Raw genomic sequence first — 14242 nt, forward strand, 5'->3', positions numbered from 1 at the left:
TAATTGAGGGAATGAATACCAAAATAAAGCTTATTAAAAGAATGAGTTATGGATTTACCAATTTTGAACATCTTCGACTTAAGCTGTTTGCTTGCTTTAATTCATAACAAAAATTAACACACGAAAACCAGAAGAGCCAAATATATGAAGATGTGCGGAATGTCGGTTAATAGTATTAACTCCTGATTTTTTTTACAAAATTCGGTTCTTCGGTTTGTATTATGCAACGGACAGGATTATAAGGAATGAAACTCTTATATAGAAAGACATTTGGCGATTTTTGTCAATTGTTTTCGATCTAGAGCGAACTAATCAATTAAATCTCTTGCCAGATAAGGATTTAGTCGATTTATGACACCCTACCGAACCATACCAAGTAACGAAGAACCCAAAATTCATTATTTACTTTAACCATTCAGACAGATCCCTTTGAATCAATTCTTGAAGATTTAATATATCCTCTCGATAAATGCTTATTAGTTGTTGTCTTAGGGGTTGTGTTAGTTGAGGCTTGGCTAAATTAGAATTTCTTATATCATTAATTAGTTTCTGGCGAAGGGGACGTGGAATAAGATACTTAACAGAGGTGGTGATTAGATTTGGCTTTGACAAAAATTCATGCAATAATTGGTTTTTAGGGATACCAGTAACATTATATTTAGTTGATGTATCGGGAATAAAATTGTCATCAACTTCCAAAAATTGGAAAATATCCTTGATTAAATCATAACGATTACTTCTTAAATCTTCGTAGAGATAAACTTTGATTTTACTAGAGTCAAATTTTTCAAAATATCGCTGTAATTGAGTATAATAAAATCCTCCGTCTACATAAAAGTATCCCCACCACCATTTGTTAAGAATTCTGTTATCTTCTTCCCGAAGGGCGGCACTAAAATCTAAGCAGTTTTCAAAGCCCTCTCGAGCATGATGCAAGAATTGCGAATACGCTCTTTCCACTGGATCTCGCAGTATTGCTATTAGTTTTACATCAGGGCAATAATACTTAATTCTTGCAGCCGCCTTAGCATGGTATAGATAACTAGGTGAGGCTTCACCTATGGCGATTTCATTCGTAACTCCCTGAAATTGTTCCATATAACTTTCAAAGCTAGTCTTAAAACCATCCAAATAACCTTCACTAATTGAACCTTTAGGATAGCTAATTTTTTCGCCCTCGAAAGCAAAAAAGTTAGTCTCCTTAATTGGTGTCATATAAATTTGTGGATGTTGGTTGAGCCAATCATAAAGGGAAGTCGTCCCCGCCTTGGCTGCTCCGATAATTAAAAAATTTGGCAATGCCATACTTTTACTTCCTCATACTTAAATGGTAATTCCCTAGAAACATCAATGATTGCGCTAACGTAAATTTATGCTTCAAACTCTTGCAGGCTAACAAATAATTATCTGGCTGCAGAATCAGAAAAATTTACATACTACAAGTCATAACCAAGTATTCGAGCAATATCTGTCGCTGAATTCGCAATAAACTCTATATCCAGATCAGATAATTCCTGTCCACCACTAGCAACTCCCTTTCGCACAAAGGATATTTTCCCATTTATAATATTGGTAGACAGATGCTTTTTCTCTGAATCTTTCATTTTTTCTTTAGAACTTAAAGCAATAGCTTCATCTATCAATTTCTCATTGATTTTAATTCCAAAACAATCCATCACGGAAGATAATTGCAAGTGTGTGTCTTTTAAAAAATCCTCATATCTAAATATCTTAATGATCTGCCCACCCCCACCTCCATAGTTGTTGTAATACCATGATTTTGTATGTTCTGTCCATCTGTTAATTCCATATTTTGTATGTCTAATAAATTCTGAAATCTCTAACTTATCATCTATTTGTTTTCTATCTTTTAGGTAGTAATAATAGGAAATCATTACATCTCTAGGATCTCGGACAAGTAAAATGACTCTGTAGTAGTAAGGGTTATAGGCAGAGTGACTTTTAATAATTCTAGGTATATCTGTCCTGCCAAAAGGACCTTCTGGACGAAGATTGCCATCTCCTATTATTGAAGGTATGATATCTAAAATATTAAATAAGTTAACATCTTGCTCAACATTATAATGGACTTTGATAGCATTAGCAATTAGAAATCTTAACCAGGTATTGCCTGATTTGGGATAGGAAACGAGGAAAACATCCTCTACCACATGATTTTTGTGCAGAGAACGCCCATACTTGATTTTTTTTGCTATTCGACTAGGCAAGGTCAAGATGTTTAAAGAATTCAATGGAAAGGATAGTATGTTTTTCATAAGGTTTCGTCTTTATATATTAACCAGTTTCTCACAGGGCATCATAACACACAGTTTGATATGATATAGCAGGGTGAGATCATCTCAAACGCTATTGACAATTGACCAATTGTGTTATCCGCTTGCTGTGTGGGCATTTGAAGTGATACCAGTCAATCAGAATAGTTACGAAATCTTAACATTTGGTCGATTTTTGCTTAACAATTGAGATAGCCAATTCTCCTCAAATATGCCTGAATCGATCTCTGGGTAAGCAACTCACATAAAGTTCATTTTGTCAAGGATTGTTAAGATGCGCTTACCCTGTATGATATAGGTCTTTCCTAGATCGGCAAAAAGTACTTATCAAGTAACTATTTAGTTAGTCCATAATTATAACTCCGTTTATAGAATTGAATTCATATTTTATATCCTTTATATTTCTTGTATTTTTTTTGGTAGTATTCTCTGAGTAAAAGTATTAACCAAATAATCAAAAAACGAAAGACAGAGCCTAGACTTAGCAATAGCAAACACAGGGCAATAAAAGAAGTAAAAATAATCAAGAAATTATTTTTTGTAGAATCTCCAAATCTACAAATTAAGGCAATTGTAATTGGACCGATAAAAGCTCCTACCCAACCAAAATTAGATAAGGATTCCCCCAACCAAGTCCCTGTTAGACCGAGGAGAACATCTTTGGGAGATATGTTAAAGGCGGCCGCTGTTATATATTTTTTGTAATCATAAGGAATGGGTTTACCTGGCCACAAAAAGCGAGGAATATATAAAACTAAAGCATGATAAACTGTCTGAAGTCGATGATCCAGTATCTTAAATTTATCAGGATTTAATTCTGAGTAAATAGACAGTTTAAGCAGATGGTCTCTACCATAATCGAAACGAGATATTTCATACATTTGCTTTGTATCTATACTCCTGACTAAGGAAGTTTGATAAGAATAGGAAAAAATGCCAAAAACTAATAATAAACCCAATAAAAGTGCTAAAAGTTTTACTCTACTTAAAGCTTTTTTTAAAAGTAAAGTCAGAACCAAAGCAAAAATCACGAAAGCAATAATAGATCTCTTGCCGTTAAGCCATATTGTTACCGATATTGGGATGAGAACACTTGCCCAAAAGTAAAAATTTATTAATGACAAATTTTTATTTTTTTGCAATACAATTATTGTTATTAGTCCACCCAAACTGAGTAAAGAGGAAAGATGTATAAGTTGATGAAAGTTGTACTCTTCTTCCGACAAGAGACCAGCACCTTTTGCTCCGTAAGTAATGTAGAGACCGGGATTAGGACTAAATGACCAAACAATGACAGGTAAGAATAAAAGAAAGTAACCAATAAGTATCATTAATAACTTAAATTGTTTACCGAGCTTATACCTATTGCTGAAACCAATTAAGTTAACCCAAAATGTTTGATTATTGATTAATAATCTTCCATGACTCTCCTTGTCTTTGGGGATTCCATTGTACCACAATACTACTGGCACGATAGCAATGTATAGACAGTAAACCAAAAAGGTTGTTTCATCCCTAACAGCCACTCTTAGATTATCAAGTCCACGAAAAAAATCGTACTTAGGTTCACCAATTACTAAATCTAATAACAACGGCACACCAAAAAACAAAAAATTAATGATAATTACTAAGTAGGCAGAGTAATAGCGCTTAAATATTATATTCTTGCCGGACAAAAAAGCCCAAAATAAAAGCCAGGCAAAGGTTATTATCTTAACCAAATTAATATCATTTTCGCTCATCATATCTCCTTAGTAAGTTTTCTCTGATAACATCGAAACGCAAATACTTAAGTAGGGAGGCACAATTATTTGTAGGATGGGTTAGCGGTAGCGTAACATGAGCAGGCGTTGGGTTTCATGCTTCAACCCAACCTACGTTCATCTTATATTTAATTCCACCCACCCATTTAAATTGCCGTAGATTTGATGCCCAATTTTTGGCGTACCCAGATAGCACTGATAATATTACCTACAATCATCGAGATTGCGGTGGCAGTGGCTGCACCATTCACCCCCCACTTCGGTATTAGTAGCCAATTAAGACAGACATTTAACAAAGCGGCAAATGCCACAGTTGCTGCACTAAATTTAGCATGGCGGGTCATATTTAGCAATAGACCCACGGAACCAGTCAGAGCGTTAACCAGATAGCCAATACTCAAAATTATCAAAGCTGTTTGTCCCTGTATAAACTCAGCACCAAAAAGCTGTAAAATCGAGTATCTCAATGCAATCAACCCCAAAGTCATGACCAGAGCAAACAAGCTGATTAAACGAGTGCTATGAGTAACCAGCCTTTGCAGTTGTTCCCGCGTTCCCTCTGCATAAAGTGTGGCAAAAGTTGGCGAAAGGACGTTATTCAAGATTCCTAGGCCAAAAATAATCAGAGAAGTGACTCGACTGACTACTGCGTAAACTCCCACAGCACCCGCCCCCTTCAAGGCACCGAGCATCAATATATCGATACGAGAGTTAATCACCGCTAGTCCTCCTAGCAAAATAAACGGTAAGCCGTCCTTGAGCCAAGTCAGAATTTTGTATTCAGGTTTAGCCTGTTTAACCTCTTGGGGAAGCACTCTGGCTAATAGTACCACACCAACGACAAAAGTAATGCCAAGAGATATCAATTTTAAGCCCATCACCCAGACAGTGATATTTTCTTGATTTCTAAGAAACCAGTAGCTAGAAATCGTCAGGATAATAAAAACTAAGGGAGCTAGTAGATTTTCTGGCATTTGCCCTAAAACCACCCTGTGTAAACCCTTCATCGTCGCTAGTCTCAAGCTAGTTAAAGAGACAATTGGTAAGGAAATCATCGCTACACACAGAGATGGTAATAAGTCCGGCTCCCTGACTTGTCCCCAGTTCAGAATAATAGCAATAGCAACTAATGCCATTAGGCTAGAAACTATGAAGACAATTGCATTTGCCCATTGTAATAAACCACGCATTAATCCCCAAGCTGACTGACTGCTATAGATAGCCACTTCTCTGACTAATAAGTTATTAAAGCCTAGAGTCGCGGGAATGCCCAGCAAAGCAGGCCAAGTCATTGCATAGGTATAAACCCCAAAGCCATTTTTACCGAGCCAGCGAGCTAGAATAATACTGGTCAGAAAACTAAGGGTTATGAAAGCAACTCTTAAACCAAGAGAACCCGTCGCATCTCGAATTAAACGTTCTTTTAGTTTTAAGGGAGTTTTTTTCATCTTTTTCTTTGCTCCAGGGATGCTACTAAGTCCATCGTGAATAAACTTTTCTGATTTCTTCCTCCGTGTAAAAATGATTAAAGTATTTAGAACTGCACATCTCCTCTACATAAGATAGTGGTAATTTGAGATTTTGCTTAAATTCTTTATACATATCTCGATAATTTTTATCTTCTCCCACGTTCGTCCTTACTAACTTAAATTCTTTTAACCCCAGAAATTCGGTGATCGCTTTTTCCTTGACACTGTCAGAGGTTTCTAGTTTGAGGATCAATAAATCCACATTATCTTTGTTAATTCTTAAATATCCCTGCTCTTTCGGAAAAGGATATTCATAAACATCTATCCCTAAAAATGGCTTGAAGTGATTATCGAACCAGTCTAGGGGAGTTGAATGAGGGAAAAAATTGATAAATATATCCATTAGCTCTTGGAGAGTAAAATTGGATTGTTCATATTTTTTCCCTGTTTCTCTTTCAAAGTTCTGAAAAAAAGCTGCAACATTTCTACCTATTGGTTCCCTAGTTAAAGAAATAATTTTTACCTGTTTTTTCGGAACGATTATCTTGTTATATAAAAACTCACCCCATCTGACTTGCTTTTCTCTGCGCAGCTTTAATTCTAAAATTTCGTAAACCTTAGGATTGTAAAAGCTTCTATTATCAGCGTTTTTGAGTAAAAAATGAACACTAAACAATGGCAAAATTGCTTTTTTTTTTAAGGATTTCATCACCGAGCTAGAACCCACTTTGCCCATTTGATAGATTATAATAGGTGTTTGGTTAGTGGCATAAAGCTTGAATCGTAATTTTATGTCTTGCAGAACAATATTCAGCAGATAAGTCAGGTTATCAAGAAATTTAGACATTTGGTTTTTGCCTGTAGTTTAATTTTTTTACTCTACACCAGCGATACAGATGCTGAGTTCTCAGTGAGTTTAATCTATTTCAGCATCCTTGTCAACCCAGGGTGGTAATTTTGGTAATTCTCAAGATAGTTGCTCAATTATCTCACTTACATTGAGGACACTAAGCAAACAAACGGATTTTACTGATTTTAAAGCTGTTTTTAGCCATTAATAAACTATTTTTTCGGCTTTATCCGTTAATTCTCTCTCCTTGTCCCAATTTTCCCCCTTTGCCCCGAAAAAACTCTTGGTCAACTAACCGCTTAATTATCTATTCCTGAGTGTAGAATGGCTACCTATGGATGTTCTGATTGGTCGGGGGGATTATCAGCAAGCTTGACTATAAGACGCAGCAGGACAAAAGTTAGCAGTTCTGGAAAAACTATAGTTGCCATTGTAGCATGGTGTTAAGTACCTAGGCAAAATTATTTACACATGACGATCATTGCCCCGTAAGGGTTTTAGCTCGATCGGGCAGGTAATTAATTTTGCATGACTACTTATGATGAAGCGGTAATTAATCGAGCCAGATTGCTACCGCAAAATCTTTTAACCCGCATCCACAGGGAAAACCGTAGTTTGGCTTTTTCGGCTATGATCTTTGCATAGCAATACTTTTAAGGGTTAATGGCCTGCCAGTGAGATTCCAGTTCTCTAGCTGGTTGCGGTTTATATCCTTAAAAGTGTCCCGAAGTCAATCTCAGCTTTAGATGTCATATTCCTTACTCTATAAGGGTTTGAGGCTATTTTAAATAGATACCATGTTTGGACAAATTCCCAAATTATTCTCAAGCTATACTGGCATACTAGATGCGGTTTAATATAGTTATCCCTTGACTATTTGATTAATGATGAACAACCAACAAAACGGGGCTTTAAAAACCCAAAGCCAAGGAAATCTACCAGTTTTTGCCCAACCAGCTTTTATCCCCTCCGTGACGCAGGAAGAAGAGGAACTCAACCTGCGTCAAGTCCTTTCTGTCGTCAAGCATCGCTGGTGGATAATCGCTGGCATCACCCTAGGGGTAACAGGTGCGATCGCTGCTTGGACTTTCTTAAAAACCCCTATCTATCAAGGTAGATTCCTGCTGCTCATCGGTCAACCGATTGAGGAAAATAAAAATTCTCTCAAACTGGCAGCCCAAGATATCCTGCCTCAGTTGGGTGGAGAGAACATCGATTATGAAACCCAAATCGCTGTCCTGAAAAGTCCTCAACTCCTTAACCCCATCCTTAGCAAAATAACTCCTAAGTATCCCGATTTTACCTACAGTGATTTAATTAGTAAAACTGGCAAATCTGATCTCAAAATTAGTCAATTAGAAGATACGAAAGTTTTAGAGATCGTTTACGAAAATGCAGAACCAGAAAAAATTAAGCTGGTTTTAGACAATTTGGCTAGTCACTACCTAAACTATAGTTCCCAGGAACGCAAGACCGAAATTAATCAAGGCTTGGATTTTGTTAACGCTCAATTGCCCGTGCTGCAGGAACGAGTTAATTCTCTACAAAAACAAATGCAGCAATTCCGGCAGCAATACAATTTCCTGGATCCCGACAAGGAAGCCACTCGTTTATCGCAACAGTTAACCAGCATCGAGCAGGAGTACAGAGTCGCCCAAGTTGCCCTTAACGAAATTAACTCTCGCTATCAAGCTTTACAGCAACAGGTGGGATTGGCGCCTAATCAAGCAATTATCGCCACTTATCTCAGTGAATCTCCCGGTTATCAAGATTTGCTCAAGCAGCTGCAGGAAGTGGAAGTGGAATTGGCCAAACAATCGGCAGTTTTCGCGAAAGATAGCCCGATAATCGCCACCCTAGAGGAAAAAAGAGCCAATTTACTGCCCCTACTGCAAAACGAGGCCCAGAGAACCCTAGGGGAAAAACTGCCCCAGACAGTGGGTAATTCCCCGGCTTTGGTGTCACGCAGCGCTCTGCGGGTAGAATTAACCCAGCAATTGGTGGAAGCCGCTAACACCCGCCAAACCCTAGAAATTAAGGTAAAATCCCTTGCCCGGGCCCTCGAACAACAGAAAGCCTCGGTCAAAAATCTGGCGGTTTTAGCCCGTCGCTATACGGATTTGCAACGAGAATTGGAAATTGCCACCACCAGTCTCGGCCGTTTTCTGGAGGAACAACAAAAACTCCAACTCAAGGTGGCACAACAAGTGGTGCCTTGGCAACTAATTTCCCCTCCAGAAGTAGAGGAAGATTTCGTTTCTCCTAAACCCGTGCGAAATCTCGCTTTAGGGGTTATTGGTGGCCTGTTACTAGGCCTAGGGGCAGCCTTTTTAGCTGAAAGATTAGATCCCGTTCATCATAGTGCAGATGAACTAAAAGAAGATACCAAACTGCCCCTTTTAGGCGCAATTCCCTGGAACAAAGACATCGATAAGATCGAAAAAGTGATCACCGCCCTACCCCAGTTAACAGTCGCTGGTCAACAACTTACTATCCCTAATACCAATGCGAAATCAGCCAACGAAAACCTCTACTACTATAATTTCTCCCCCTTCTCGGAGGCTTTCCACACTCTTAACACCAATATTCGCCTCCTCGGTTCCGATTCCCCCCTCAAGTCCCTCGTGATTAGTTCTGTATCACCGGGAGATGGTAAAACTACTACGGCAATAAATATCGCTAAGGCTGCCGCTCGTATGGGACAAAAAGTCTTATTGGTGGATGCCGACCTGCGACGACCCCAGATTCACCTACGACTTAATCTCGATAACGACCACGGCCTTAGTAATGTCCTCGCCGAGGGTCTCGATTGGAACGAGGCGATTCAATTCCTACCCCGCCACGAGAATTTATCGATTCTTACCGCCGGTCTAATTCCCCCAGATCCAACCCGCTTGCTTTCTTCCCAGAGAATGCAGGAGATGATCTCGCAATTACAGCAAGACCACGCTTTCGATCTAATTATCTACGATCTACCACCGATCGCCGCTTTTGCCGATGCGAAAATTCTCGCCGCCATGGCCACTGGCCTAATTCTCGTCACCAAACTGGGCAAAACCGATCGCTTTGTGCTGAAAAATCTGCTCGAAGATCTGAGATTATCCCAGATTTCCGTGTTAGGTTTAGTGGCTAATAATGTTAGTCGGAAAGACCACAATTATCGTTACTATAGCCATTACTACGGCAAAAGATAATTAAATCCCATCTTGCTTACTATTTATCGGTTAAGTAGGTAGGTGTTAAAAATTTTCAGGCACCCCCCTTATCAAGGGTAGATCCCCCCGCCTATCGGCACCCCCCTTAATAAGGGGGGCAGGGGGATCGGCACCCCCCTTATCAAGGGGGGATTAAGGGGGGATCAGAGGCAAAATCTATCTTCTATTTAATTATAACCACTTACTTATCAACTTTTAATTGATGTTAAATGCGGGTTTTAATTTGGTATCGCAATGATCTGCGAGTTCACGATCACGAGGCAATTTATCGAGCCATTCAAGAACAATTAGAGATAATTCCCTTCTATTGTTTTGATGAGCGTCAATTTGGTCTTACTTCCTACGGGTTTCCAAAAACTGGCAAGTTCCGGGCTAAATTTTTATTAGAAAGCGTAGCAGATTTGCGACAATCTCTGGAAAGTTTAGACAGTAATTTAATTATCCGATGGGGAAAACCAGAGGAAATTATCCCGCAATTAGTTCAAGAATTGCAGATAGCCAAGGTTTATTATCATCAAGAGGTAACAGCAGAGGAATTAGCGGTAGAAAAAGCGGTAAATAAGGCTTTATCCGGGGTTCCTGTGCAGATAAAAACTTTTTGGACAGCCACTTTATGTCATCCTGATGACTTACCTTTTACCCTTAATCAACTGCCAGAATTATTTACTAATTTTCGTAAACAAGTCGAACGTCATTGGGAAATAAGAACAACTTATCCCAGTCCGAAAAAGTTGACAAAATTACCTAAAATAGATTTAGGAAATATTCCTAGTTTAAACGATTTAGGCTTAACAGAACCAATTCTAGACCAGGGATGTGTTTTGTCGTTTCAAGGGGGTGAAATGGCAGGAAAATCACGGATTAAGGAATATATTTGGGATAGTGATTCCTTAAAAACCTATAAGGAAACCCGCAATGAAATGTTAGGGACTAATTATTCCTCAAAATTCTCAGCCTGGTTAAGTTTTGGCTGTATTTCCCCCCGTTATATCTATGAGGAAGTACAAAAATATGAGCAAACGAGAGTAAAAAATGACTCTACCTATTGGCTGATTTTTGAATTATTATGGCGAGATTTTTTTCGATTTATTTGCAGTAAACACGGTCATAAAATCTTCTATAAATCTGGTTTGCAAGAACTTTATTTACCTTGGTTAGAAGATTGGGAAAGATTTAATCTCTGGTGTGAGGGAAAAACCGGTTATCCCCTTGTAGATGCTAATATGAGAGAATTAGCCGCTACAGGATTTATGTCGAATCGTGGCCGGCAAAATGTCGCTAGTTTTCTGACCAAAAATCTCGGTATTGATTGGTGTATGGGAGCAGAATGGTTCGAGTCGTTATTAATTGATTACGATGTCTGTAGTAATTGGGGTAATTGGAATTACACTGCTGGTGTCGGCAATGACGCGCGAGGATTTCGTTATTTTAATATCCCTAAACAGTCGAGAGATTATGATCCCAAAGGTGATTATTTACGTCACTGGTTGCCCGAATTAGCCCTAATAAAAGGCGATAAAATTCACGAACCTTATAAGTTATCTCCAGAGGAACAAAAGCGTTATACGGTGATTTTAGGGGTTAATTATCCTCGTCCCATTGTCGATTTTTTTCAATCGATCAAACACAACGAAAAAATTTATCTTCAGCATTTTAGTAATCAGTAATCAGTAATCATTGGACTTCTACCTAATATTTTCTCAAGACTAAAATTCTTTCTAGACAAGAAACTTACCCAAATAAAAATGATTTTAATGTCCCCAGATTTTTTCTGTTAAATTGAATGAACAACGATAGATATATATTTGGATTATCGAACTATTTATTAGTACAAATAATCAAATCAAGCTCTGATTGGGTTATAATTTTTGCAGATGTCTAATCAACTGAAAACTCACATCTGATAACTGATAACTGATAACTGATAACTGATAACTGATAACTGATAACTGATAACTGATAACTGATAACTGATAACTGATAACTGATAACTGATAATTGATAACTGATAACTGATAACTGATAACTGATTAAGACATTTCTAACATTCTTTGAATCGGCAACAGTGCCTTAACTCTTAAATCTTCAGAAATAGTAATTTCTGGAGTTGTATCTCGCATACAGAGATACAATTTTTCGAGAGTGTTCAGTCTCATGTAGGGACACTCATTACAAGCACAGTTATTCAAACCTGGTGCGGGTATAAATAGTTTTTCTGGGGCCGATTTTTGCATCTGGTGAATAATCCCCGGTTCTGTGGCGACAATAAAGGTTTTTTCAGAACTTTTCAGGGAATAATTTAATAGTGCCGTCGTGGAACCAATATAATCGGCATGGCGTAAAACCGATGATTCACACTCAGGATGGGCGATAATTTTTGCTTCTGGATGGGCGACTTTTAATTCTATTATCTTGCGTTCGGAAAAAGTTTCATGGACAATACAACTACCCTGCCAGAGAACTAAATCTCTACCAGTTTGCTGACTGACGTAACGGCCTAAATTGCGATCAGGAGCGAAGATAATCGGTTGATGGGCAGGGATTTGATTGACTATTTTGACTGCATTGGAACTGGTGCAGATAATATCACTCATGGCTTTAATTTCTGCACTGCAATTAATATAGGAAATCACGATATGATCGGGATATTGGGCTTTAAAACGAGCAAAGTCTTCAGGATGACAACTATCAGCTAAAGAACATCCCGCATCTAAATCCGGCAGCAATACCAACTTATCTGGATTTAAGATTTTAGCTGTTTCTGCCATGAAGTGAACCCCCGCAAATACGATCACATCTGCTGGCGTTTGGGCAGCCTGTTGGGATAAACCTAGAGAATCACCAATATAATCAGCTATATCCTGTATGTCAGAATTTTGATAGTAGTGAGCCAGAATAACGGCGTTTAATTGCCGTTTAAGCTCTTTAATTGCCGTAAATAGGTCATCAGGTAAGCTCGATCGATTTGCGGGTTGAACAGTTGTGAACACGGTGGGGTTTATGGTAATTTTTACCAAATACTAAACAAGTGCTTATATCATAGCAAATTTTTTTAAAGTGATTAGGAAGTGGGGAGATGGGGAGATGGGGAGCAGGGAGAATAAATAAAAGCTGAATACTGACCCCCGATTAAGACTGTCCGCTAAAAACTCACATCTGATAACTGATAACTGATTCAAGGCTAAGGGTCAACAATGCTAGGATAAAGGCTTGAGTAGAGAACGATCGAGCGAAAGCCATGTCATCGACAGAAGTAAAAACCCCGCCCCCAGACAGTCCCGAATATCTCGATGAGTTACCCGGAGAAGTGGAAATGTCCTTATTTGACCACTTGGAGGAGTTGCGTCGCCGGATTTTTTATAGTTTAATTGCCGTGGCTGTAGGTGCGGTGGGATGTTTTATCTTCGTTAAACCCCTAGTACAAGTGCTGGAAGTTCCCGCCCAAGGGGTAAAATTTTTGCAGTTAGCTCCGGGAGAATTTTTTTTCGTCTCCCTAAAAGTAGCTGGATATAGCGGCATACTGGTGGCTAGTCCCGTCATTCTGTTGCAAATTATCCTCTTTGTGCTGCCGGGGTTAACCCGTCGCGAACGGCGTTTAATTGTCCCGGTAGTCTTAGGATCGAGTGTTTTATTTTTTGCTGGTTTATTTTTTGCCTATATTGCCCTGATTCCCGCCGCTTTAAACTTTTTTGTCAATTATGGGGCGGAAGTGGTCGAACAAGCTTGGTCGATCGAGCGCTATTTTGAATTTGTCTTACTTTTGCTGTTTAGTACCGGCATCGCCTTTCAAATTCCCGTTATTCAATTGATTTTGAGCTTTTTAGGCATTATTTCCTCGCAAACGATGTTATCGGGTTGGCGTTTCGTGGTTTTGGGTGCGGTGATTTTAGGCGCAATTTTAACCCCTTCCACAGATCCTCTCACCCAATCCCTGTTAGCAGGGGCGGTCTTGGGTCTATACTTTGGGGGGATTGGGGTAGTGAAATTAACGGGACGTTAGCAGTTTTTTGATAAAATTTGACGGCTGAAAACTAATTAAGCCAGAAAGCTAGAGATTGATTCTAGATTGAGTAACAAAGTGAAATATTTTTTCTTAACGGCAGGTTGGACAATAGGACGGGTGTGGGAATTTGGCGGTTTGTGGGACCATGCGAGTAGTTGGCGACGACCACCGCAGATAGAGCGATTAAATATCGGTATTTTAGAGGGAGAACAGGTTTTATGGCTTTATAAGGTGGAAGAAGCCGTGATTATGGTAGAAGTTGCCCCCAAGAGTGCCGAAATTGCCGATACTGTCCCCACCATCGGGCAAGTGGTGCTAAAACGCTTGATTAGTGCCGAACAAGTCCTCGAAATCCTGCAAAATGCCGAAGAACTACTGAGGAAGTAATCAGTTATCAGCTTCTGATCTGACAACGCCGATAAATGTGCCAATTATTGGCTTAATCATCGCAATTATCGCTCTTCTGGAACTTTCGGAAATCCCCGACGGAATCCAGATTCTGAAACCGGTGGTGATTCGGTAGTAGTGATGGCGGCTTAATCCTTTGCCAGGTGTGCATTGTAGTCATGGATAAAATACCAAAGGGCTCCCCAACGTGATTCTCCATTTTTTTAGAGAAAGATAGACTCTCTCTCACCAACCGAGAAA

Annotated in this window: 11 protein-coding genes; 5 read left to right on the forward strand and 6 right to left on the reverse strand. The window is 39.0% G+C overall.

Annotated elements, in window-relative coordinates; translation table 11 throughout:
• The coding region (locus IM509_RS11495) for a transposase (protein ID WP_271946612.1) at window positions 1-107 on the forward strand (107 nt) is incomplete at its 5' end.
• A gap of 295 nt (window positions 108-402) precedes the next feature.
• Here the strand turns inward: IM509_RS11495 and IM509_RS11500 are convergent.
• From IM509_RS11500 to IM509_RS11520, 5 genes are all read right to left on the reverse strand, one after another.
• Window positions 403-1305 (reverse strand): sulfotransferase family protein, encoded by a 903-nt coding sequence (locus IM509_RS11500; RefSeq protein ID WP_052275590.1) that lies wholly within the window; start codon window positions 1303-1305, stop codon window positions 403-405.
• Between the two features lie 131 nt (window positions 1306-1436).
• A complete protein-coding gene (locus IM509_RS11505; protein WP_185237551.1) occupies window positions 1437-2276 on the reverse strand; it encodes a sulfotransferase domain-containing protein in 840 nt (279 codons plus the stop codon).
• Window positions 2277-2674: 398 nt separating this feature from the next.
• A complete protein-coding gene (locus IM509_RS11510) occupies window positions 2675-4036 on the reverse strand; it encodes an oligosaccharide repeat unit polymerase (RefSeq protein ID WP_249264967.1) in 1362 nt (453 codons plus the stop codon).
• A 167-nt stretch (window positions 4037-4203) separates the two neighbouring features.
• On the reverse strand, window positions 4204-5505 hold the full coding sequence (locus tag IM509_RS11515) for a flippase (RefSeq protein ID WP_052275587.1): 1302 nt from the start codon (window positions 5503-5505) through the stop codon (window positions 4204-4206).
• Between the two features lie 25 nt (window positions 5506-5530).
• Complete coding sequence (locus IM509_RS11520; protein WP_185237552.1) at window positions 5531-6373, reverse strand: putative capsular polysaccharide synthesis family protein; 843 nt, start codon at window positions 6371-6373, stop codon at window positions 5531-5533.
• Window positions 6374-7260: 887 nt separating this feature from the next.
• Between IM509_RS11520 and IM509_RS11525 the strand changes: the two genes are divergently transcribed.
• Both IM509_RS11525 and IM509_RS11530 read left to right on the forward strand, forming a co-directional pair.
• Window positions 7261-9570 carry a GumC family protein gene (locus IM509_RS11525; protein WP_052275584.1) on the forward strand — a complete coding sequence of 770 codons (2310 nt, stop codon included), beginning with the start codon at window positions 7261-7263 and terminating at the stop codon, window positions 9568-9570.
• Between the two features lie 230 nt (window positions 9571-9800).
• Window positions 9801-11258 carry a DASH family cryptochrome gene (locus tag IM509_RS11530; RefSeq protein WP_052275582.1) on the forward strand — a complete coding sequence of 486 codons (1458 nt, stop codon included), beginning with the start codon at window positions 9801-9803 and terminating at the stop codon, window positions 11256-11258.
• 363 nt (window positions 11259-11621) lie between these two features.
• Here IM509_RS11530 and nadA read toward each other — a convergent pair whose 3' ends face one another.
• Window positions 11622-12581 (reverse strand): quinolinate synthase NadA, encoded by a 960-nt coding sequence (gene nadA / locus IM509_RS11535; protein ID WP_052275581.1) that lies wholly within the window; start codon window positions 12579-12581, stop codon window positions 11622-11624.
• 248 nt (window positions 12582-12829) lie between these two features.
• Between nadA and tatC the strand changes: the two genes are divergently transcribed.
• Complete coding sequence (gene tatC, locus IM509_RS11540; RefSeq protein WP_052275580.1) at window positions 12830-13591, forward strand: twin-arginine translocase subunit TatC; 762 nt, start codon at window positions 12830-12832, stop codon at window positions 13589-13591.
• Between the two features lie 78 nt (window positions 13592-13669).
• Window positions 13670-13981 (forward strand): hypothetical protein, encoded by a 312-nt coding sequence (locus tag IM509_RS11545; protein WP_002749272.1) that lies wholly within the window; start codon window positions 13670-13672, stop codon window positions 13979-13981.
• The last annotated feature ends 261 nt before the right edge of the window (window positions 13982-14242 follow it).

Origin of the sequence: Microcystis sp. M31BS1 (assembly GCF_020245285.1) — a bacterium.
In the GTDB taxonomy this organism is placed as follows: Bacteria; Cyanobacteriota; Cyanobacteriia; order Cyanobacteriales; family Microcystaceae; genus Microcystis; species Microcystis panniformis.